Below are 23,260 nucleotides of genomic sequence, written 5' to 3' on the forward strand. Positions count from 1 at the left end.
CCCCCTTATCAATCCCCCACCCCCGACAACGCTTTTTAAGGGTTACGCTTGCGTGTAACTGAAATTCCTTTAATTGAAAAATTTGCTTTGCAAATTTTTAGAGATTTTGCGGTGCAAAATCTCGGTTTGCGCGGGGTGTGGATTGTTTAGATTCTCATAGAATCTAATGCTTTTTATTATATTTATACCCACTCACAATCGCATCAACTGCCCCATCTTTCCCACGCACAGCGTTATAAATCGCCATATACACATGCACGCACACAAACACCACAATCCCCCACATAGCAATATGATGGATTATCCGCACATTTGCTAGTCCCCCAAACCACGCCTCAACCACACGCATAGGCGCATACAAAAGCCCGCCAAGCCCCTCGTGATAGACATGCACATACAGCACAAGCCCGGTTAGGATAATCAAAAAAAGCGCGATATAAAAAACCACATACGAGCCAAATTGCAGTGGATTATACACGCCTTTTAAATGCGGGTGTTTGGGGCTTAAAAGTAGATAATACTTAAGCTGCGCGATTAACACCTTAAAATCTAGCGCATCACGCACACTTACGCGTTCTAGACGACTTTGCTTATCAAAAAAGAAAAGATACACTTTAAAGATAAAGCACCCAAGCAACACAAATCCAGCAATTTGGTGCGCTGCACGCCATTTGGCATTCATAAAATTCGTCGGCTCTGGCGTGATAGTTGGGCTTACAAACACATACGCTATGTAAAATCCACTCACTATCAGCACCGCAATCGCAATAGCTCTAATCCAATGCGTTAATCGCACGCCAATAGAAAACTCATAAAACGCCTCGCGCTCTAGGTTTTTCTTAGATTCTAAACTTTTAGTTTTACTCATTTTGCGCCTCCTTTATATGAGGTTTGGATTGACTTTGTAGCTACTTAGCTCATTGCCCTTTGTATCCATCACATGCACCGCACACGCGATACAAGGATCATAAGAGTGGATTTTACGGATAATTTCTAGCGGCTGCTTTAAATCAGCAATTTTTAGCCCGATAAGACAAGCTTCATAGCTTCCCATTTGATTTTTAGAATCTTTTGGACTTGCATTCCAGGTTGAAGGCACCACCGCCTGCCAATTTTCAATCACACCATTTTCAATCCTGCACCAATGGCTCAAAAGCCCTCTAGGCACATTTCCGATAAATCTGCCTTTGTAGCTTTTATTTTTATCAATCACATAGCGCGCGCAGGTAGAATCATCGATTTTGAGATTTTCAACCAATGCATTGAAGGCTTTTAGCGCGTTGTTTGCGATGATTTTTGCTTCTATCATACGCGTAGCTGTCCTACCAAGCGTAGAGAAAACCGCGCTTAAAGGCAAACCGCTTGTTTTCAAAAATTCATCAACCACCGGCACGACATTTTTATTTCCTTTCGCGTAATTCACCACGATATTTGCAAGCGGTCCAACCTGCATAGGTAGGCTATTGTAGCGCGGGGATTTGATCCAGCTGTATTTGCCAGAGATGTCAAAAACCTTGCTAGATTCCATCTTTCCTTGCGCGTTGAGCGTTTGCATTTCTTTTAAGCCTGTGTAGTTTGGATTTGTCTTGCCATCATATGGATGCAAAGGTTCAGAATCCGCATACCACGAGCTTGTCGCTTCTTCAGTAATAAGCTCTTCATCAATCTCATGCACCTTGCTAATATCGCCATTGAGGATATAGCCACCTTCGAAAAGGAACTCATTTGCGCCCACTTGGAAATCCCTGTGTGTGATGAGATTTGGCACGCCTACATCATTAAGCACGCTAGGCTCTTTTGCATACACACTTCCAGCCATGAGCAAATCCGCATAATATGCGCGATTGACAAAGTCCGCCATTTCTTGGAATTTCACCATATATTCGCCCAGCCTTGCAGGATTTTGCAAATCCATAATACAAGTAACGCCACCAACGGTGAGGCTTTGAGGGTGAGGATTTTTCGCACCAAAAACTGCCATCGCCTGCGCGATAGAGCGTTGCAAGCGCAAACATTCCAAATAATGGCTAAGCGCGATAAGGTTTTGCTCCGGACTCAAACGATAAGTAGGATGCCCCCAATACGCGTTTGCAAACACGCCAAGCGAGCCTTTTTGTGCAAAAGCTGTGACTTTTTCTTTCACAGCTTTCAAATGATCCGCCCCGCACGCATAAGGCGTAGAGCTCCACTTAAACGCCTCTTCGCTCGCCTTTCTCACATCAGCCTTAAGCGCGCTTAAAATATCCACAAAATCAAGCGCGTGAAGTTGGTAAAAATGCACGGGATGATCGTGAAGGAAAAGCGCGGCATTCATTAGCGTGCGCGTCAAAATGGCATTAAGCGGAGGCGTGATGCCAAGCGCATTTTCCACCGCTTCAATACCTGCGCGATAATGTGAAAAAGTGCAAACCCCGCAGATTCTCTGCGTCAAAAATCCCGCATCCCTAGGATCGCGCCCTTTTACAATCGTCTCAATCCCCCGCCACAAAGTCGAGCCGCTATAAGCTTGCTTCACGACATTATTTTCATCGACAACAACTTCAACCCTCAAATGCCCCTCAATCCGCGTGATTGGATCGACTATGATTCTTTGTTCGCTCATGGTTATTCCTTTAATTAGTATCGTCTGCGCGGAAGTGAATTCCGCTCCGCCTCCGCTCCACTGCGTTGCGCGTTCATACTTAGCGTTTTTTAATTGCTAAGATTAAAAGATTCTTTAACGCTTTTTTGCAATTTCAAGAATCTAAAAAAACCTTCACTTATCCTTCAATTCTGCTATCCTGCAAATCCTTAAGAATCCGCGCGCTCTTGCGTATCCTCTTTTGCCACTGCGCTTGAAAGCACAGCATGCGCGGCGATGCCTATACCGGTGAGTGCGAGCACGCCTATGCCGATTTTATCCGTTATCGCATCTGCGCCCAAACCGCCAAAGGTGCTTTGAAACAGCCTGTCGCCCAAAGGCTCTTCAAAAGTTTTCATCGTATCCCAAAAATTTGGCTCACTGCAACCTATACAGCCATGCCCTGCTTGGATTGGCCAGCTTGTGTGCGAGTTAAAGCGCTCTCTACTGCAATTATTAAAAGTATATGGACCTTTGCAACCTACTTTGTAGAGGCAGTAGCCGTTTTTCGCGCCTTCATCGCCAAACTCTTGCACGAACTCGCCCGCATCAAAATGCCCCCTACGCTCGCATAAATCGTGGATTCTCAATCCATAAGCCCATTTTGGGCGATTATAGACATCGAGTTTTGGCAATGTTTTAAAAAGCAAGACATTGAGCACATTTCCCACGATATTTTTTTCACTCGGCGGACAGCCGGGCACATTTATCACAGGCTTATTTGTGATTTTATGCAGTGGTTTGGCGTTTGTGGGATTTGGATTAGCCGCTTGTATCCCGCCAAAGCTCGAGCATGTGCCGATAGCAAAAATCGCGTAGGCGTTTTCACTCGCATGGATTGCGATTTCGCGCCCAGTCTTTGCATGCGCGCCGATGGTTAAGAAATACGCGCTATCGCCATCAGGTATGCCACCCTCCACCAACAGCACATATTTGCCCTTGTGCTTTTCTATCGCGCTTTCGAGATTCTCATCAGCCTGCCAGCCAGAAGCCGCCATGATGGTTTCGTGGTATTCTAAGTTGATATGATCAAAAATGAGGCTATCAATCGTAGGCGTATCCGTGCGCAAGAGGCTTTCGCTGCAGCCGGTGCATTCAGCCATATGTAGCCAAATGACAGGCATTCTATCCGCCATCTCAGCCGCACGCGCGATACTTGGGATAAAGATAGAAGGCAAAGACAGCATCGCAGCCATGCCCCCAGCCCATTTCATAAAGTCCCTGCGTGAGAATCCATGCTCTTGCAAAGTCTGCATAATCGAGGTATTTTCTCTAATCTTTGGGAGCTTTTCTAGCTCGTCAAGATGCTTATTTATGCGCTCTAGTAGCTTTTCTTGTGTGTAATCACTCATCTTGCCCTCCTTTTAGTTTGTATGCTGTTGCTATAAAGACCACTCAATTGTATAACTAAAAATACACAAAAAGCACATAGAAAGCAAAAATACAAGAAATTTTTTACTAAATTAAACAACTTAAGGAATTTTTTAGATTTTATGACTAGGTGACATTGCCACTATTTGTGGAATTTTGAGAATCTAGCTAGCTTTGTTTGAGTATTAATCAGAGTTTTATAGATTGCTTTATATCGCTAGCAAAGCAATCTATTTTTAAAATCTTAAGAATCCATAGCAAACAAATCCACACCACCCGCGCAAACAAAGATTTTGTACCACAAAATCCCTAAAATTTGCTTTGCAAAAATCAGAATCTCAAAATCACCCCATTTTCATCGCTTTCTACCTTGCGCTCAAATGTATCATTCACTTCAAACGCCTTGTTGAGCTCCTGCTTACTCGGTGCTTCTTTTTTGTTTTTGTAAGGTCCAATCCAATAGCGCTTCAAGCCCCCAACCTCATGGATAAAATGCGGATACTCAAGCAAGCGCTCAAGGAATTTCCTCGGTGGCGCGCCCCTATACGCCGCCACTTGCCAATAAAATTTGCTCAAGCTTTGCTGGATTTCTTTAATATCGATACCCTCATTTTTCCCTTCAGTGCTTGCTTCAGTCTTTGCCTTTGGTGCGGGCTTTGTCTTTGATTTTGCCTTTTTCTTTTTAGGCGTTTCAATCTCTATATTTTGCGATTTTGGCGCAAGTGTAGAATCCTCCGCGCTAAGTGCTGCAAGCACTTCTGCCCTATCACTTTGTGGCGTTTGCGCGCCCTGCTCATTCCCGCCACTTGCATCCGCGCTTCCATCATGCGCGCCTTTAGCCTCGTTAATATCATTTTGCTTAGCGCCACTTTGCGCCTTGAGTGCCTCATTTTGCGCAAATTTCGCACCCGTGACAACCTCGATAGAATCCAAATTAACCACTCGCACGCCAAAAGTATCATCTACACCAAACGCCCTATTCATCGCATTTTTACTCGGTGCTAGCGACTTATCAGCAAACGGACCCACCCAATAGCGCTTGAGCGCAAAAGCCTGCGCCTGCCTAATAGCGTGCGGATAAGTCTTTAGCGTTTGCAAAAATTTATCACTCGGCGCGCCATTATACGCCGCCACCTGCCAATAAAAGCCCTCATACAGGCGCATCGGATTGTATTCATTCTCAACCTTGCTCGGATTGAGCGCAAATACCATCACGCCAAAAGTATCATCTACGCCAAAATCTTTATTCACAGATTCCCTGCTGGGCGCTTTTTGCGGGTTTGGATAAGGACCTATCATATAGCGTTTGGTTTTGTCATTTTCTGGCTTATGCACGATGTGAGGGTATTTTGCGAGCGTTTCAAGTAGCTTTTTTGGCGGCTCGCCCTTATACGCTGCCACCTGCCAATAAAAACCATCGACAGAATTTCTCTCCTCAAACTCCTTGATTTCCGTAAGTAGCTGCTGCGTGATTGCGCCACTATACTTGATACCACCCACATAAATCGCCAAATCCTCAAGCTCTTCGTCTTTAAATTCCCAGCGCTTAATATTCGCGCTCATAATGCCTTTCGCCCCGCCATTATCGGCATTTTCATCACGATAGGCTTTCAACTGCTCATAAACATAAGCCATCTCAAGCTTTGCAATCGCCCCACCTTCCTTGCCCGGCGGTATTTTATCCCCTGCACTTCCATGACAGCTTTCACAGCGTTTATACAGTTCGCCACCGCGCATAAGCCTTTGCTGCGGGGTATCCGCACTCTGTGCATAAACACTATACGACATAAAAATCAGCAAGCAGATTCCCAAAAATAGGCGCATATCAAACCTTTTCATTGCTTTGTTTGGCTTATCTAAGCAAATATAATTCCTAAAATGTCAAAGACACTGCGACTGCACATAGCTAGCGACAATTATTTGCGCCTTAAAAGGTTTTGTGCTACAATCCCGCACGCTTTTTAGATTCTGTAAAAATGACTAAGGATAGTTGTGAAATTTCACCAGCATAGCCCGTTTATCTCTATCATCATTCCCACCTACAATGTCGAGCGATACATCGCAAGGTGCTTAGAATCTTGTATTAACCAAACCTTTAGTGATATTGAGATTCTCATCGTTGATGATTGCGGGAGTGATGATTCTATAAAAATCGCGCAAAGTTTTGCCCAGAAAGATTCTAGAATCCGCATTATTCATAATCCTCGCAATTTAGGGCTATTTGGCGCGCGACTAAGTGGCGAAAAGGAAGCAAAGGGAGAATATATCCTGCCACTAGATTCTGATGATTATATCGAGTTAAACACTTGTAAAGTCCTCTATCGCGTGATTACGCACGCTAAAAAAGCGCTTAATAATGTAAATTTTATCCCTAATCCTAACCTTGAAAATGCACTTAGGGGGGGGGGCAATATGAGTAAAATCTCTATTGTTATCCCTGCCTACAATGTCGAGCGATACATTGCAAGGTGCTTGGAATCTTGCATTAATCAAACTTTTAGTGATATTGAGATTCTCATCGTTGATGATTGCGGGAGTGATGATTCTCTAAAAATCGCACAAAGTTTTGCCCAAAAAGATTCCAGAATCCGCATAATCCATAATGCGCAAAATCTAGGCACATTTAACGCTAGGTTAGAGGGTATCAAGCATGCTTTGGGAGAATATTTGCTGTTTTTAGATGCTGATGATTATTTAGAGCTTAACGCATGCGAGGTGGCGTGGGAAAAAGCAACTATTCCTGCGCAAAAGGAATTAGCGCAAAATACAAAATCTTGCCAAAACGCAAGGGCTGATATTATCCATTTTAAGGCGCATTACTTGGGGGATAAAAACGCGAGCTTTGTGGAAAACTGCAAGCATAAGCTTCGTTATCTTTTGCCCACGCGATTTTCGCGCGCACCGCTTCAAAATGAGCAAATCGCGTATAATTTTTTCCTTAAAAGCAAGCAGTTTCCGAAATTCACCCTTTGGGATAAATGCTACAAAGCAAGCCTGCTCAAGCAAAGTGCGCTATATCTTGAGAGTATCACGCGTCCGCTGACAATGGCGGAGGATATGTTGAAGTTTTTTGTCATCGCAAGCCTTGCAAAAAGCTATGTGAGCATAAATAGGCGACTTTATTTCTACGCGCTCAACTCCACTTCTACCACGCAAAATACGCGCAATACGCACAAAAAAATCGCTGATATGTGCTTCATCGCGCAGTATTTGGGGGATTTAAGCAAAGGCGCGCTGGCAAAAGCGCTTAGCGCAACGCCAAATTTTTTAGAATCCATCGCAACGCGTATGAGCTACAATCTTTGCGCGCTTATTGTGCTAGAGCTTAGAAACTGCGGAAAAAATGAAATTGCAAGCGTTTTGGACGCGCTAGATTTTGACACGCTTCAAACCCCGGCTCAAGCTTCCGCTCAAACTCTTGCAGCCCCACAAGGCACTGAAATGCTATTAAGGGGGGGGGGCAATGCAATGTTTAGGCGAACATTACGCCGAATATATTGCGCTCTTATCTCTCAATGCACGCACGCTACTTTGTCTCAATCCGCACGACTCAATCGATACGCACGCAGATTCTCACACTATGCAAAATGGACTTACCAACGCCTGCAAGACGCGCGCAAAAATCTTTCTCAAACTCGCGAGATTCTTTGGCAAATCGCCTTATGTCGCATCTTGCATGCTTTCGCTCATGTATTGGAATCGCGTCCTAACCTATGTGCGCTTGCTTGGATTTATCCTCACATTTGGCAGGGTGAAACTCTAAAATCCGCGCAGAGATTTTGCACCTCAACACTAGAGGTGCGCTGTGCGTAAAATCTCTATTATCACAGCGACTTTTAACTCCGCAAAAACTCTGCGCGCAACGCTAGATTCTGTGCTAGAGCAAAATTACCCAAATATAGAGCATATTATCATAGATGGCAAAAGTAGCGATGATACGCTTGCTATCGCGCAAAGTTATGAAAAGCTTTATGCAAACAAGGGTTTTGAATTTAAGATTTTTAGCGAGCGCGATAATGGCATTTATGATGCGATGAACAAAGGCTTAGCTCGCACTACTGGCGAGATAATAGGGTTTTTAAATTCTGATGATTTTTTCGCTAGTAAATATATTGCAAGCCTCATTGCGTGGGGCTTTGCAAAGCCAACAAATGACGTAGAAATAATTTATGCCAACATAGATTATATAAATAATTCCTTGCAAACGCGCAGAATCTTGCGCGGAAAGCCTTTTAGCCAGCTTTCCTTTAAGCTAGGATTCCACCCGCCACACCCTAGCTTTTATGCCAAAAAAGAATTGTTTGTGCGCTATGGGGGATTTAAGCTCCAATATAAAATCGCAAGTGATTATGAACTAATGCTACGATTTTTGCAAAAATATCGTGCAAAAAGTCTCTATATCGATGAATGTTTTGTAAAAATGCGCTTAGGTGGTGCATCAAATGTGAGCATGGCTAATATCTTGCGCGCAAATATGGAATGCTTTAAGAGTTGGCAGGAAAATGGTTTAAGCAAATTTCCATTGTTTGTGGTTTTGAAGCCATTGCATAAATGCTTAGATAAACTTAAGAATCTAATAATTCCTAAAGAGGGGGGGGGGGCAATATGAAGTAATCCTTTGGATAATTTCTCTTTTTAGGCTTTCTCAAAAACTTTGGCTTTTTCAAATATTTCTTTTTCCAATCAATCATAAAACAAATTTTTTAAATCACGCATACCCACAAACGCAAGAGGTGCGCTGTGCATAAGGTGTGTTTTTGGTTGCTGGGACAATGTGATTGTGAAAATCCAAGCGCGATAACAAAAGCGCAAATCGCGCAGTGGGAAAGCGAAGGTATAGTAAAATATCTAGGCTTTAGCTCTGATGTACGAGGGATAATTGCGCAAAGCTCGTGCATCGTGCTACCTAGCTTTTACAAAGAAGGTGTCCCGCGCATTTTGCTAGAAGCCATGAGCATGGGAAAGCCAATCATCACGACAAATGTCAGTGGTTGCAAAGAATGCGCCAAACCACCTTTTGAAAATCTAAAAAATTTCACCCTTAGCGCAAATGCAATCCTTATCCCGCCAAAAGATTCTCACACACTCTATCAAGCCTGCGCCTATCTCGCACAAAAACCGCTCAAAGCCTTGCATTTAGGGCAAAATGCGCGCGAATATGTCATCGCTCGTTTTGAAATCTCGCATATCATTACACACTACAAAAACGCTCTATTGTCGCTAGTAGCGCAAAACGCACAAAGAGAATCTACAGATTCTACACAATGTCAAAAAATCTCACAATCTCATCAATCACAAAATGTGGAATATGCGCGCAAAGCGGAGGCGAAGCGGGATTTATCCCAGCGAGATGATATGATTAATGGAATAGAATCTACAGATTCTAATAAATCCCAAAAGCCAAAACTTGCCTTTATCTCAAATACTACGCAAGGTATGCTGAATTTCCGCCTTGAAGTGCTTATAGCGTTGCAAAATATGGGCTATGAAATCCATATTCTCGCGCCATTATTTGAAAATTCTAAAAACCCAAAAGATACACAAGATACAACAAACACAACCTCACCACAGCTAAATAACGCAGGCAAGCGCCTTTTAGAGTATGACTTTAATTTGCACAATATCGCCATAGATTCTAAAGGGCTCAATCCCCTGCGCGATACTAAGTCGATGTTTGAAATTTATCGCTTACTTAGAGGTTTGCGCCCGCAAATGGTTTTTAATTACACAATTAAGCCTGTGATTTATGGTTCTTTTGCAAGCAATATGCTAAAAATCCCAAATATCGCGGTAATCACGGGACTTGGATATGTGTTTATTGGGAATGGGCTCAAAAAGCGTCTCTTGCGCACGCTTGTGTGTGGAATGTATAAAATAGCGCTTAAGAAAACAGCTCAAGTGTGGTTTCTAAACCCTGATGACAAGGCAGAATTTTTGGCGCGTAAAATCATTGCGCCAAATCGCGCATTTTTGCTTGATAGCGAGGGCGTGGATACGGAATTTTTCCATCCAAATTTTAAGGTGGAATCTAAAGAGTTTAAAACAGAATCTAATGCAGATTTTAGCAGGGATTCTAAAGAGCCTTTTATCTTTTTGCTCGCTGCAAGAATGCTTTGGGATAAGGGTGTGGGTGAGTTTGTGGAAGCTGCGCGCATGCTAAAAAATGAGCTAGAAAATACTGCTGCTAATAAGGGGGGGGGCATTGAAATAAGATTCTATCTCCTTGGCGCACTCAACGCACAGAATCCAAGCGCGATAACAAGAGAGCAAATCGCGCAGTGGGAAAGCGAAGGCGTTATAAAATATCTAGGCTTTAGCTCTGATGTGCGAGAAATAATCGCGCAAAGCTCGTGCATCGTGTTGCCTAGCTATCGCGAGGGCGTGCCGATGAGCCTGCTAGAAGCGATGAGTATGGGTAAGCCAATCATCACAAGCAACGCGCCGGGCTGCAAAGAAGTGGTAACGCAAGGCTATAATGGCTTTTTATGCGACACAAAAAGCGCGCAAAGCCTCTATCTTGCTATGCGTCTTATGATTGCTTTAAGTAAGGAGCAAAGGGCGATTTTAGGGGCAAACTCTCGCAAACTAGCCACTGCACGCTATAACAAGCAAAAAATTATCGCACACTACAAAAATGCGCTAAAAACCACCCTAAATAAATCCCCTTAATTTTTCAGCACCGCGCTTACACGCGCTAGAGAATCCCCTTGTGCTAATGATAAACGCACTATAGAATCTTCTATTCCGCCCAAAGAATGTGGCACGCTCGCCTTGAGGCACACCATATCAAGCGCGCCCATCTCCGCGCGCTCCCCGCCCACCCCAAACCAAATCTTCCCACAAAGCACCTGCACGCTAATGTCAAAAGGCGCTTTATGCTCCTTCATCACGCTATTTTTTGCAAGCAAAATCTGTATTTCTTTTGCGCTAGAATTTTGCGCTAGCACCTGCACTTTCACGCCATCTTTTTGAAACTCGCCTTCACTCCATCGCACAATTTCCATAATGAACCCCTTGAATATTTTAATAAATACGCAAAACGCGCGCATACTAACTTTAAAAAAACAATAAAATTATAACGATTGGTAATTTTTGGCAACTGGGTTAAGCTTTAAGTGTTAAAAAAATGTTTTGTTGCGCTTAATTTATAGTCCTAAATTTCCAAATGACGCACCGAGTTCAAACATACCGATAGCTTGCGTGCTTTGCGGATAAAAAAATGAATTGTCGCTAGCTACATCAAGCGAGCGATAAATCCCGCTTAAGCGCATATAAAAGCCAGATTCTGTATTTTGCACCAATCCTAAGGAGAGACGCAAATCATGACTATTGCTCCCTATTCTGACAGATTCTTTTGTGCCTAAAGTTTGATGGCTAAACTTATATGTGCCATTATAGATATATCCATACTCAAGCGCGTATTCAAGTTTCCAATAATCATTTATTATGCCGCTCCCAGCTAACCCAAGCCCTATGGCATTGCGCTTTTGGCTAGGCATATTTGCGCTATATCCATAGTCATTGATCCCTACACTAAGTGTGAGATATAACAAAATCGGCTCACTCATTGCAATTGAAGGCGCATGGCTAAAGACTACATTAAGAGGCAAGCCAAGCGCAAATCTCACGCTTATATCATCATAAATCGCATCTTTTTTGCTATCTTGCTTCTCAATATTTGTAATCCATGCCTTACCCAAGCCAAAGTGGCTTTTTAAGGCAAAATAAAGCCACTTATTCCAAATATTTGCATCGACAAAAATAGAGCCTAGCACATTTAAATCATCAATCGCTTTAGAATTATGCACTCCCCACTGAGCACCTACGCCAAGTTTATACTCTGTGCAATAATAAGAGTCCTCGCAATACGCTCCGCCAAGGCTTTTTGAGAGAATTACTCCTAAAAATAGTGCTAAGATTTTAAATTGTTGCTTCATCTATGTCCAACATTTAGAATCCAATGCTGGGTAAATTTGTCTCAAAACTGCAATTATCGCTTACAATCTCACAAATACCCCACGCCCCTGCGCTAATTCCTAGACTTACAAGAAGAGCTCCAAAAAAAGCTTCTTCCTTGTATGTTTGCTTCAAGATTAGTTACAAACGCCATTAAATCACAAAAATAATAATGTATTTTCTCATTATTTTTTTCTTCAAAATAAATAAAGCCTTCCTAAAGCTCTGCATGCATACTAGCCTCATAAAATAATAAAATTGTAACGATTGGTAATTTTTGTGGTTTTTAATAAGTAGTTTTGAAGAAAATTGCAAGTGGTGGCTTGAGGCGGAATCGAACCACCGACACGAAGATTTTCAGTCTTCTGCTCTACCGACTGAGCTATCAAGCCAAAAAATAAGCGGGAATTATAGAATCTAATGCTTAAAACTACGCTTAAATTTAAGAAATTTGCGCGCGCTTTTCTTGCCTTAAGCTATCAAGCGCCCTCAATTCCCCACCACGCATAACATAAAAATATCCCCAGCCATTATGATTAGTTTTGCCCAATGTTTTTGCTGCCATTTTATGGATACTTAGAATCTCATTATCCTTAATATCCTGCACTTTGTTAGATTCTAAAAGTTTGCAAATAGGCTCTGCTTTTTTATCATAAAACAACTCGCCAAGCTCTAAAAATTTAGCATTAATCAACTCTTGCAAGCTAACTTTCGGGGGCTTAGATTCTAGCTCGCCACTACTTATAGCATCTGGCGTAAATTTGACAGAATCTATACGCTTTTTTGCTAGCTCAATATAGCTTTTTTCGCGCTCGATTCCTAAAAAATTGCGTCCGAATCTTTTAGCCACAGCTCCCGTTGTTCCGCTGCCAAAAAATGGGTCAAGCACCAAATCGCCCTCTTTTGAGCTAGAAAGTATTACGCGTTCAAGCAGGGCTTCAGGCTTTTGCGTGGAATGCGCCTTTTTTCCGTCCTTATCTTTCAGCCTCTCATTACCTATGCAAATTCCTATTTCCCAAATTGAGCGCATTTGTTTATCATTATTGTAGGCTTTCATGCTTTTATAATTGAAAGTATATTTTGCGTTTTTATCTTTAGCGCACCAAAGCAGGCTCTCATGGGCGTTGCAGAAGCGATTCCCTCGAAAATTTGGCACGGGATTGCTTTTTGCCCACACAATATCATTGAGCACCCAGAATCCTAAATTTTGCATAATATAACCTAAGCGATAAATATTATGAAAACTCCCAATCACCCATATTGAGCCGCTTTTTTTCAGCACTCGGTGGCATTCTTTAAGCCAAGCTTCGCTAAATTTATCATAATCTTTTAGGCTTTCAAATTTATCCCAAGTATCATCGCAGCCGCTAAACGCGCTCCCCTCCACGCGCAAAAGCTCGCCGCTTGTTTGCATAAAATATGGCGGGTCAGCAAAGATTAAATCTATGCTTTCATTGTCTAGGCTTTTGAGAATCTCGATGCAATCGCCTTGCAAAATGGTGTTGGTAGGCGTGGTATTAGCGGGCGTGTTTAAAGGCATTTGCAAATACTAAATCCTCTCTACAATCGCCTTTGTATCACGCGCGATGACAAGCTCTTCATTCGTAGGCACGACGCACACCTTCACTTTAGAATCCGGCGTTGAGATAATCGCCTCCTTGCCACACACTTTATTTGCTTCATTATCAAGCTTCACACCCAAAAAGTCCAAATGCTCCACAATCATACCGCGTATAAACTGCGCGTTTTCGCCCACACCAGCGCAAAAGCTAATCGCATCAACGCCAATAAGCACCGCGCAAAATGAGCCAATATATTTCACCACACGATACGCAAAAGCCGCGCGCGCAAGCTTCGCACGCTCATTTCCCTTCAAATCCGCATCAAGCAAATCCCTAAAATCGCTTGAAATCCCAGAGATTCCCAAAACGCCGGATTTTTTATTCAAAATATTCACAATCGCCTTTGTATTAAGCCCTTCCCTATCGGCAATGTAGTCCAAAATCGCCGGATCCAAATCCCCGCTCCTCGTCCCCATAATAAGCCCCTCAAGCGGTGTAAGCCCCATGCTCGTGTCAATACACTTGCCATTTTTAATCGCAGAAATCGATGAGCCATTCCCAAGATGACACACAATAATCTTAGAATTTTGCAAATCAAGCCCCAAAAACTCCGCTGTGCGCTGTGAGACATACTTATGACTCGTCCCATGGAAGCCATATCTGCGCACCTTGTGCTTTTCATACCATTCATAAGGCACACCATACATAAAGGCTTTTGGCGGGATACTCTGATGAAATGCTGTGTCAAACACCGCCACCATAGGCGTTTTTGGCATAATCTCGCGACAAGCTCTAATCCCCATCAAATGCGCAGGATTATGCAAAGGTGCGAGCGCTGAACAATCATCAATATTTTTTATCACCTCATCATCAATGAGCACAGATTCTTTAAAATATTCGCCCCCATGCACGATCCTATGCCCCACCGCTGCAATCTCACTAAGCGCGCTAATCGTGCCAGAATCTGTAAGACTTTTTAGCACAAGAGAAATCGCTTCTGAATGGTTAAGAATACGCGCCTCTAGCGTCTTTTTCACGCCATCTTTGCCTTTGTAATGCAACTCACTGCGCTCAATCCCTATCCTATCACAAATCCCAGACGCAAGGAGTTTCTCGGTGTCTGTATCAATGAGCTGAAACTTCAATGACGAACTGCCACAATTTATAACTAGAATCTTCATGCTCTATTCCTTTAAATGTATCGTCTGCGCGGAAATAAATTCCGCTTCGCCTCCGCGAAAGCTTCGTTACACTTCACTTTCGCGCACATACTCAAACCCTTTTTTAGCACTCACAAATGCTTAGTTGCTTGCAAAATTGATGATTTTACTTCACCGCTTGCAATGCTGTGATTGCCACCACACCGACAATATCTTCTGCACTACAACCTCGCGATAAGTCATTCACCGGCGCGCTCAAACCCTGCGTGATGGGACCATATGCCTGCGCTTTTGCTAGGCGTTGCACGAGCTTATAGCCGATATTTCCAGAATCTAAATCCGGGAACACAAGCACATTTGCCCTCCCCGCGACATTTGAACCTTTTGCCTTAGATTCTCCAACACTTGGCACGATAGCGGCATCAAGTTGCAATTCCCCATCAAGCGCAAGCTCAGGGTTTAGCTTTTTTGCAAGTTGCGTAGCCTCCACCACTTTATCGACATCTGCATGCGAGGCACTGCTATAAGTTGAGTGGCTTAACATTCCCACATAAGGCGTTTGTCCCAAAAGCGCTTGAAAGCTTTTCGCAGAATCTAGCGCGATATAGGCAAGCTCCTCACTGCTAGGATTCTGACAAAGTCCGCAATCCGCAAAAACAAAGCTCCCATTATAGCCATATTCGCAATCAGGCACAATCATAATAAAAAAACTTGAAACAATCCTAGAATCCTGCGCCTTACCAATAATCTGCAAACTCGCGCGCAGCACATCAGAAGTCGCATTAATAGCGCCTGCCACCATACCATCAGCCCTTTTGCTTTTCACAAGCGCCACGCCAAAATACAGCGGATTTTTGAGCAATTCCGCCGCTTTTTGAGAATCCATTCCCTTATGCTTGCGCAATTCCACAAAAAGCGCGATAAATTCCTCTAGCAAACTAGAATCTTCACTATCCACAAACTCCGCACGCGATAAATCTAAGCCCAAACTCTCCGCACGCTTTAACAGCGCCTCTTTTTTCCCAATAAGAATAATCTTTGCAAAATCTTCTTGCAGGACTAAATGCGCGGCTTTAAGCGTGCGCTCATCGCTACTTTCAGGCAAAACGATTGTTTTTTTCGCCCTCTTAGCGCGTGCCTTGAACGCCTCTAAAATCTCCATTTCTCCCTCCTTAATCAAAACCTTTCTACATACTAAGCTAGCTAAATTAACGCTAATTAGGTTTATTTGTCTTAAAGCTTAAGTTTGGCAGTTTTTACACAATGTGCCAAAAACTCGCTAGAATCTCACAACTTTGAGTGACAAATTTTAAAAGGATTTTGCAATGCACGAACTTGCCATAATTCAAGATTTGCTTTTGGTGTGTGAAAAAAACGCTCAGGAAAACAACGCGACAAAGATTCTTAAAATCGAGCTAAAGGTGGGGCGTCTAAGTGGCGTTGAAGCGCATTATTTGCACAGGGCATTTGAAGGCTTTAAAAGTGAGGCGCTTTTTAGTCAAGCAGAACTCATCGTTGAGATTGAAGAAGTGCAAATACAATGCAATCAATGTGGCTTTGAAGGTGCGCTTTTGCAAAATCATTTCATCTGTCCGCAATGTAGCTCGCAAAATCTCCGCACAACCGCTGGCGAAGAGCTTTATCTTATGCGCCTTGAGATGTGCTAAAAAGCGCGTTTAAATCTCTCAAAAATCATTGAAACTAAAATCCCCGCTTTTGCCACCGCGTTTTTGCTCCAAATGGATATCACTAATAAGCATTTTTTTATCAATTGCTTTTAGCATATCATAAATGGTTAAAAGCCCCACGCTCACGCTATGAAGCGCTTCCATTTCAACGCCGGTTTTCCCCTCGCATTTTACCAATGCCTCAACCCTAAGCGCGCATTCAGATTCAAGCGGGTGGATAGTGACTTCGATTTTACTTAAAAACAGCGGATGGCACATGGGGATCGCCTGCGCGGTGTTTTTAGCCGCCATAATTGCCGCGATTACTGCGGTTTGGATTACAGGACCTTTTTTGGCGGTGTTTTGTATCACGGCTTCATAAGCTTCTTTGCTTAGAGTGATTTTCCCGCTTGCGAGCGCCTCGCGCATGGTTATGGACTTTTGGCTGACATCTACCATATTTGGATTGTTGCGCTCATTAATATGCGTAAGTGGCATGCTTCCTCCCTCCCCCACTTTTTTAGGGTTATTTAAATTTGCTTTTTTGCGTATTGTAGCATTTCTTAAATTAAGAATCTAAAACACGCAAACTCCCTAGCAACCAAAAAATGCCTTCTCTTGCGCGCTAATTTCAATCTGTCCGCTTAGGTAAAAATATTTTCTTAGCACCAAAAGTGCTAGTGCGCGCTCGATTTTGGGATTAAAAAACTGCGCGCAAAACTCATGGGCATTTTGGATAATCTCCTTTGCACGCGCAGGGTTGGCTTTGTAGTATTCCATAGTCTCTTCCACATCTTCATACTCATCGCTAATACACGCATAATGCACGCCCGCTTCAAGCTTGCCCTCCATAAACCAAGTCTCAAGCTTCATTTTTGGGCTTAGGCACAGCGAGTTTGAGTTTAGAATCCACTTTAAATTGCTCGCAACATCATTGCCTTCCAAACTTAGCAAAAATTTATAAGGCAAATGCGCCTCCTTACTTACCTTTGGCTTATAAAATTGTGGCAAAGCCTCTTTTTTGCCCGTGTGAGCGACATCGCAAAATGGCGCGTGAAAAAATTTCTCTAAAAATTTGATTCTATGTTGCTGATAGGCTGCCCCGCGAAAAAAGAGAATATCACGCTTAGATTCAAAAGGAACAGAATCTTTCACAAACGCAAAATGCCTATCTTTATCAAGCTTAAAAAGCACCGAGTTTTGAGAAATATCGCCAAAGTCTGCTATGGGGCGCGATTTTGTAATGGCTGGCTGTTGCAGATAATAATTCACATCGCCAAATGCACAACCTATCAAAAGCCCGCGCGCAAAATAGCGACTAAACTCATAGCCATCGTAATAATACGCGCTGAAATAACGCCCTTTATAAGCGTCTTTGAGCAAGGAAATTTTGGGAGATTCTATTTTAAAAGGTGGATTTTCTTTAAAAGATGAATCTAATGAGGGGGGGGGGCTAAGTGCGAAGTCTTGCAAATTAAAAGGCGCGCTTAGCTTGCAATAATAGCGCACGCGCTCTTGTATAGATTCCAAACTCGCAGAATCAAACTCCCAAATTTTTGCAATTTCACGCTCTAAATTGAGCAAAAAATTTGGCGCTAGCATTCTGCCAATGCCTTTGAGATTGTAAAGGAATTTCGAGCTCATAGCAATCCTTAAATTTTCTTGCAAATTTTTGCGCGGTATTTTACCTTTTAAATATGCAAAAACTCATTGCCTTGCAATGTATTTTCTTTTAATGCGGATTGCGTCTGGGCTAAAATGTGCAAGTGCCTTTCTTTGAGACTTAAAACAATTTCTTTGATTTTTGCAAAATCCTGTGTTTCTAGCTGTAATAATGCCTGTGCATTTATTTTAAGGTTTGTGAAATTTTCCAGATTCTGAAGTCCATCGTCGCTCATGCATTCTCCAATATCAGTGTGATTTAAAGCCTGCGATTATAATTATATTTTTATTAAACTTAACTTAATTTATACTCTAAATAGTATTATTTATAACTTTTATATACTCTTAAGAGTATAATTTAAGTTTAATAATGGAATAACTTTTGCTAAAAAGTTGCGTATGGAAAAAAGAGAATTTAAAGTTTTGCTTGCGCGTGCTAAATTATCCCAAAAAGACTTCGCACAAATGGTTGGAATAAGCCCACAGAGCGTGAATAACTGGGGCTGTAGCAAGGAGTTTCCCTATTGGGTGAAAAGCTATTTGGAGAATTACATTGAGCTTTTGGGCTATCGCGATTTGAAAATGCGCCTCAAAGAAGCAGGTATTTGCTCGTGAAAATGCTAAAATACGCGCACAAAAAGTAAAAAATATAGGGAATTTCTATGATTTATATGCTAGAAGATGACACTTCGATTTTGGAGCTTGTGCTGTATGCGCTTAACTCTCAAGGCTTGGAGGCGAAAGGATTTTCCGAGGTTAAGGACTTTAAAAATGCGCTCAAAGAAAGCTTGCCTCAAATTGTGATTTTAGATGTAATGTTGCCAAATGAAAATGGCTTTGAAGTGCTAAAGTGGCTTAAATCAAACGCGCAGACAAAGCAAATTTCTGTCATTATGCTAACCGCGCTTGCAAGCGAGTATGAAAAGGTGAAAGGGCTTGATTTAGGCGCTGATGACTATCTTACAAAGCCTTTTGGCGTGATGGAGCTTTTAGCGCGTGTGCGAGCGATATTGCGGCGCATAGATGGGAAGCAGAGCGATTTTGTCAATGATGGTTTGGAATATTCTAGCAAGGAACATGAAGTCAGCATTAATGGCGAAAAAATCAAGCTCACGCTCAAAGAATTTGAACTGCTAGGATTCTTTCTTAAAAATCCAAATAGAGCCTTTGAGCGCGATGAATTGCTAGAAATCATCTGGGGCTACAGCGCGCAATCACGCACGCTTGACATACATATAAAAACCCTGCGCCAAAAATTAGGAATCTGGGGACAAAAAATCAAAACAATCCACGGCGTTGGCTACAAACTAGAATCCAAAACAAGCACACAATGAATACAAAGATTTTTTTAGCGATTTTCCTTACAAGCGCGCTGTTTTTGGGGTTTGCAAATGCCTTTATGCTTTTTGTTTTAGAATCCTCTCTTAAAAAACAAACTTTTCAAGAGCTTGAAAATCAAGCGCACAATATCGAGCCATTTTTAGAATCTGTGCTTAAAAATAAACTCACAATCCCGCCCTACCGCCTAAGCGTGATTAACCAAGATGGTGCGGTGGTGTATGACACGGAGTTTGCGCCAAATTTTGTAGCGCTTGAAAATCACAAATCTAGGGAGGAAATCGCACAAGCTTTAGAATCTGGCGAAGGGCGTAGTGTGCGCTATTCTCAAAGCAGCAAAAGCGATATGCTCTATTTTGCAAAGCGCGTGAGCTTAAAAGATGCGGATTATATCTTGCGTCTAGCTTTAGCAAAAAGCAATATTTATGCGCTTATTGCGGAGTTTGCGCCTTATTTTGGGATTGAGATTTTAGGCGCGCTTGTGCTGTGCTTTTTTATCGCAAGGATTCTCACGCGCGCAATTATTAAGCCTCTGAAAAATTTCAATGTAGCAAACACTAAGCAAAAAGCGCCATACAAGGAATTGCGCCCATTTATTGAGATGATTAAATCCCAACACAAGCTTTTAAAAAACCAGCTCAAAGGCTTAAAGCAAAAACAAATACAAATGCTCACCCTCACGCAAAATATGAACGAAGGGCTTATGCTTTTAAACAAAAATGGCAAGGTTTTACTTACAAATAGCGCACTACAAGGGTATTTGGGCGATATTGCTAGTGATATTAATAAAATGCAAGAAACCCCAGCAATGCAACAAATTTTGCGCGATATGGCGGATTTTAAAAAAAGCAAAAAGCCCACCCAGCGCACGCATACGCTTTCATTGCAAAACAAAGAATGTGAGATTCTCATCGTGCCAATTTATGCGAAAAATAAATTTAAAGGGCTCATTGCTTTTGTGCGCGATATGAGTTTGCAAGCCCAAGCTCAAGCCTTGCGCAGGGAGTTTAGCGCAAATGTTACGCATGAGCTCAAAACGCCCTTAAGCGTGATTTTAGCAAGCAGTGAAATGATGCAAAATAATCTCATCGCGCAGGCTGATTTCCCACAATTTGTGGAAAAAATCCAAAAAGAAGCCACAAAACTTTTGGCGATGATAAATGAGATTCTCAAACTTTCTTTCCTTGATGAAAGGCAAGCTGAATTGCAAAAAACGCGCATTAACCTTGCTACAATCGCTGAAAATGTCCTCAAGCGCCTTGAAATTGTGGCGGAAAAGAAAAACATAAATTTGCGCGCGAAGCTCAAAGAATGCTTTGTGATGGGGAATAGCGCGCTTTTGGAAGATATGATTTATAATCTCTGCGAAAACGCCATCAAATACAATCGCAAAAAAGGCGTCGTAAGCGTGCGCGTGGAGCAAAAAGATGCCCTTGTGCGCGTGCGCGTGAAAGACACTGGATGCGGGATCCCAAAGGAAAGTTTCGAGCGCATTTTTGAGCGCTTTTACTGCGTGGATACAAGTCGGAGCAAACAGCTCGGCGGCAATGGGCTTGGGCTTTCCATCGTCAAATCCATTGCAAGATTCCATAATGCAAGCATTGAGCTTTCTAGCACGCTTGGCAAAGGAAGCGAATTTGTAGTGACTTTTCAAGCGGCATAAGTTTTGGCGTCAAAAAGTGCAAAAACTAGTCAAAATAATAAAACTAGCAAAAATTAGCATTTCCCCCTTGACTGAGAGCGGCTCTCATCATTTATACTTTCATCACTCTTTTTGCTTGCTTGTGGCACATAGCCTTTGTGGCGGGCAAAGAGAGAATCCACTTTATTTATAAAGGACAATTTTATGAAAACAAACACTCACAAAAGCGCGCCACTAACGCGCAGGGATTTTCTCGCAACTTCGGCTAAAATGGGCGTGGCGACATTTGGCGCGCTAAGTTTAGGAAGTGCTGTTTTTGGCGCGGAGGCAAAAGATTCTAAAAACGCGCTAGATTCCGCGTCAGAATCCACCCCGCTAATCACACTAAATAATGGCGTCAAAATGCCAGCCTTAGGTTTTGGCGTATTAAGACTTGGGAATCAAAAGCAAACGCAAATCGCCGTAGAATCCGCGCTCGAGCTTGGCTACCGCCTCTTTGACACCGCGCAAAGCTATGGCAACGAAGAAGGCGTGGGATACGCGCTCAAAGCCACAGGCATCAAGCGCGAGGAGCTTTTCATCACAATAAAGCTTTTCAAAGACTTTGCCACAGAATCTTTGGCTGCAAAAGCCTATGATGAAAGCCTCAAGCGCCTAAATATCGAATATGCGGATTTGTATCTCATCCATCAGCCCGTCAATGACACCTATGGTGCGTATCGCGCGATGAGTAAGCTTTACAAACAAAAGGCGGTGCGCGCCATTGGCGTGAGTAATTTTGACTCCGCGCGCATTATGGATTTCGTGCAAAATCAAGAAATAAAGCCTGCGATAAATCAAGTCGAATGCAACCCGCTTTTCCAAAACCACGCCACGCAAAGCACATTGCAAGAGCTAGGCATCCAAATGGAGGCATGGGGTCCGCTCGCACAAGGCAAAGACAATATCTTACAAAATGCTGTGCTTGAACGCATCGGCAAAAAATATGGCAAAAACACCGCGCAAGTAATTTTGCGCTGGATTTATCAGCGAGGCATCATCAGCGTGGTAAAAAGTGGGAATCCTACGCATCAAAAAGAAAATCTCAATATCTTTGATTTTTCCCTAAGTGCGCAGGATATGGAGGCGATAGCAGGGCTTGACACCAACAAACGCGGACTGGATCATCAGAATCCAAACACCATAAAATGGCTCAACGAGCGCACAATCATAAAGGCGTAGATTCGCTGGCGCCTTTGGCGCTAGCTAGAATCCTTGTTTGTTAAGTTCTTTGTATGCTTCACAGCCATTTTGGTATCCCAAATCACACGCCTTACCATAATACTCTTTCGCTTGTTTATAATCTTGTTTTACATTAATTCCAATATAAAACAAAGCACCAAGAGTAAGGCAACCTGTAGCGTTTCCACCATCACAAGCTTTTTGGTAATATCCAACTGCTTTTGCGTAGTCTTGTTTTATATTTTCCCCATCGTAATATGAATTCCCAAGATTAAAGCAAGATTCAGCATCGCCTTCATTGCATTTTTCCTCTAATAAATGTGGCTCGTTTGTTTGTGTATTTTCTTGCTCTTTGTTGCAACCAAACAAGGACAAAGCCACAAGGGCAGTAAATAGAATGCGTTTCATTGCAAAGCTCCTTTTTGACATAAAATTTGTGGATTTTATCAGAAAAGAAACTTGTGAAGTCTTAAATTTAATCAACTCCCTAGATTCTCAAAGCTAAGATTTTGCAATCAAAGGAATTTTAGTTACGCGCCAGCGTAACCCTTATTCTCGTCCCTTGCGTGGTGAAAAAAAGCGGTGATTTAGCGTTGTCAGTAGTGACAACGCCCGCTTTTTTTCTAGCAAGGGAAGTAGCGAGGCTCTCCCCCCGAAAGAAGAAAAGCGCGGAGCTTTTCTGGCGCGGGGGGAGTGAGGAGGGGGGAACGACCTTTTGCGTGAAAAAACAAACTTTAGAGAATCTAAAGAAGTTTGAGAAGTGAAAGCAAAGGGATTCTGATAAAGTAAGACAAAAGGATTCTAGAAAATTAAGTCATTGCGAACATAAGCGAAGCAATCCATTTTAGAATCTTGCAAAAAACTTTGCGAGATTCTAGATTCTGCAATTTTCTAATTTCTAAAATTTTCTTTTTGGAATCTTGTTTTATATTTTTAATTCCTTTAAAAGATTCTATTTTTCAGAATCCTCTAATTTAACTCAATCCCGCTTAGATTCTTAAGAGTTTCTTTTTTGCAGGGGGACAAGGGGGCTTGAATTGCGAAGTCGCTCCCCTTATCCC

The 23,260-nt window shown here is 42.5% G+C and carries 20 protein-coding genes, 1 tRNA gene and 2 pseudogenes; 9 read left to right on the forward strand and 14 right to left on the reverse strand.

The genetic code is table 11. From position 1 onward, the window contains the following. Nucleotides 1–163 precede the first annotated feature (163 nt). From cybH to CQA49_RS08325, 4 genes are all read right to left on the reverse strand, one after another. Nucleotides 164–868, reverse strand: a complete 705-nt coding sequence (cybH, locus tag CQA49_RS08310) for a Ni/Fe-hydrogenase, b-type cytochrome subunit (protein ID WP_115575498.1) — start codon at nt 866–868, stop codon at nt 164–166. 12 nt (nt 869–880) lie between these two features. After that, nucleotides 881–2,602 (reverse strand): nickel-dependent hydrogenase large subunit, encoded by a 1,722-nt coding sequence (locus CQA49_RS08315; protein ID WP_115575499.1) that lies wholly within the window; start codon nt 2,600–2,602, stop codon nt 881–883. 188 nt (nt 2,603–2,790) lie between these two features. Then, nucleotides 2,791–3,972 carry a hydrogenase small subunit gene (locus tag CQA49_RS08320; protein ID WP_115575500.1) on the reverse strand — a complete coding sequence of 394 codons (1,182 nt, stop codon included), beginning with the start codon at nt 3,970–3,972 and terminating at the stop codon, nt 2,791–2,793. A gap of 349 nt (nt 3,973–4,321) precedes the next feature. Continuing rightward, nucleotides 4,322–5,830, reverse strand: coding sequence for a c-type cytochrome (locus tag CQA49_RS08325; protein ID WP_115575501.1), 1,509 nt, complete (start codon nt 5,828–5,830; stop codon nt 4,322–4,324). 153 nt (nt 5,831–5,983) lie between these two features. Here CQA49_RS08325 and CQA49_RS08330 point away from each other — a divergent pair. The 4 genes and pseudogenes from CQA49_RS08330 to CQA49_RS10700 all read left to right on the forward strand — a co-directional run. After that, nucleotides 5,984–6,334: pseudogene (locus CQA49_RS08330) on the forward strand (glycosyltransferase family 2 protein); the annotation flags it as partial. A gap of 69 nt (nt 6,335–6,403) precedes the next feature. Next, nucleotides 6,404–6,727 (forward strand): annotated as a pseudogene (locus tag CQA49_RS10695) (glycosyltransferase family 2 protein); the annotation flags it as partial. A 1,069-nt stretch (nt 6,728–7,796) separates the two neighbouring features. Further along, entirely contained in the window at nt 7,797–8,600 is an 804-nt protein-coding gene (locus CQA49_RS08340) for a glycosyltransferase family 2 protein (protein ID WP_115575502.1), read from the forward strand. 140 nt (nt 8,601–8,740) lie between these two features. Next, complete coding sequence (locus CQA49_RS10700) at nt 8,741–10,660, forward strand: glycosyltransferase (protein ID WP_408938917.1); 1,920 nt, start codon at nt 8,741–8,743, stop codon at nt 10,658–10,660. Here the strand turns inward: CQA49_RS10700 and CQA49_RS08350 are convergent. The 6 genes from CQA49_RS08350 to pta form a co-directional block, all read right to left on the reverse strand. Beyond that, a complete protein-coding gene (locus CQA49_RS08350; protein WP_115575504.1) occupies nt 10,657–10,995 on the reverse strand; it encodes a cupin domain-containing protein in 339 nt (112 codons plus the stop codon). The two genes, CQA49_RS10700 and CQA49_RS08350, sit on opposite strands and share 4 nt — an antisense overlap. 141 nt (nt 10,996–11,136) lie before the next feature. After that, entirely contained in the window at nt 11,137–11,928 is a 792-nt protein-coding gene (locus CQA49_RS08355; protein ID WP_115575505.1) for a hypothetical protein, read from the reverse strand. Nucleotides 11,929–12,263: 335 nt separating this feature from the next. Then, a tRNA-Phe gene (locus CQA49_RS08360) sits at nt 12,264–12,339 on the reverse strand. 50 nt (nt 12,340–12,389) lie between these two features. Continuing rightward, entirely contained in the window at nt 12,390–13,487 is a 1,098-nt protein-coding gene (locus CQA49_RS08365; protein ID WP_115575506.1) for a site-specific DNA-methyltransferase, read from the reverse strand. 9 nt (nt 13,488–13,496) lie between these two features. After that, entirely contained in the window at nt 13,497–14,690 is a 1,194-nt protein-coding gene (locus tag CQA49_RS08370; protein WP_115575507.1) for an acetate/propionate family kinase, read from the reverse strand. Between the two features lie 145 nt (nt 14,691–14,835). Beyond that, nucleotides 14,836–15,831, reverse strand: coding sequence for a phosphate acetyltransferase (gene pta, locus CQA49_RS08375; protein WP_115575508.1), 996 nt, complete (start codon nt 15,829–15,831; stop codon nt 14,836–14,838). 163 nt (nt 15,832–15,994) lie between these two features. Here pta and CQA49_RS08380 point away from each other — a divergent pair, with 163 nt between their 5' ends. Beyond that, a complete protein-coding gene (locus CQA49_RS08380) occupies nt 15,995–16,336 on the forward strand; it encodes a hydrogenase maturation nickel metallochaperone HypA (protein WP_115575509.1) in 342 nt (113 codons plus the stop codon). Nucleotides 16,337–16,354: 18 nt separating this feature from the next. On the opposite strand, the gene moaC is transcribed toward CQA49_RS08380, so the two are convergent. The 3 genes from moaC to CQA49_RS08395 form a co-directional block, all read right to left on the reverse strand. Further along, nucleotides 16,355–16,834 carry a cyclic pyranopterin monophosphate synthase MoaC gene (gene moaC / locus CQA49_RS08385; protein ID WP_115575510.1) on the reverse strand — a complete coding sequence of 160 codons (480 nt, stop codon included), beginning with the start codon at nt 16,832–16,834 and terminating at the stop codon, nt 16,355–16,357. A 96-nt stretch (nt 16,835–16,930) separates the two neighbouring features. Further along, the gene (locus tag CQA49_RS08390; protein ID WP_115575511.1) at nt 16,931–17,980 is read right to left on the reverse strand and encodes a glycosyl transferase family 90; all 1,050 of its coding nucleotides are present in this window, start codon (nt 17,978–17,980) and stop codon (nt 16,931–16,933) included. Nucleotides 17,981–18,027: 47 nt separating this feature from the next. Next, nucleotides 18,028–18,234 (reverse strand): hypothetical protein, encoded by a 207-nt coding sequence (locus CQA49_RS08395; RefSeq protein ID WP_115575512.1) that lies wholly within the window; start codon nt 18,232–18,234, stop codon nt 18,028–18,030. A 163-nt stretch (nt 18,235–18,397) separates the two neighbouring features. Here CQA49_RS08395 and CQA49_RS08400 point away from each other — a divergent pair, with 163 nt between their 5' ends. The 4 genes from CQA49_RS08400 (at nt 18,398) to CQA49_RS08415 (ending at nt 22,199) form a co-directional block, all read left to right on the forward strand. After that, complete coding sequence (locus CQA49_RS08400; RefSeq protein ID WP_115575513.1) at nt 18,398–18,613, forward strand: DNA-binding transcriptional regulator; 216 nt, start codon at nt 18,398–18,400, stop codon at nt 18,611–18,613. 47 nt (nt 18,614–18,660) lie between these two features. Next, nucleotides 18,661–19,332: a response regulator transcription factor gene (locus CQA49_RS08405; RefSeq protein ID WP_115575514.1), complete on the forward strand. Its 672-nt coding sequence runs from the start codon at nt 18,661–18,663 to the stop codon at nt 19,330–19,332. Continuing rightward, a complete protein-coding gene (locus CQA49_RS08410; protein ID WP_115575515.1) occupies nt 19,329–20,999 on the forward strand; it encodes a HAMP domain-containing sensor histidine kinase in 1,671 nt (556 codons plus the stop codon). The genes CQA49_RS08405 and CQA49_RS08410 overlap by 4 nt, the downstream gene beginning before the upstream one ends. 183 nt (nt 21,000–21,182) lie before the next feature. Further along, nucleotides 21,183–22,199 (forward strand): aldo/keto reductase, encoded by a 1,017-nt coding sequence (locus tag CQA49_RS08415; RefSeq protein WP_258864276.1) that lies wholly within the window; start codon nt 21,183–21,185, stop codon nt 22,197–22,199. A 24-nt stretch (nt 22,200–22,223) separates the two neighbouring features. Here CQA49_RS08415 and CQA49_RS08420 read toward each other — a convergent pair whose 3' ends face one another. After that, a complete protein-coding gene (locus CQA49_RS08420) occupies nt 22,224–22,607 on the reverse strand; it encodes a tetratricopeptide repeat protein (protein WP_220271740.1) in 384 nt (127 codons plus the stop codon). Between the last annotated feature and the right edge of the window lie 653 nt (nt 22,608–23,260).

The organism is Helicobacter sp. MIT 00-7814 (assembly GCF_003364115.1).
In the GTDB taxonomy this organism is placed as follows: Bacteria; Campylobacterota; Campylobacteria; order Campylobacterales; family Helicobacteraceae; genus Helicobacter_F.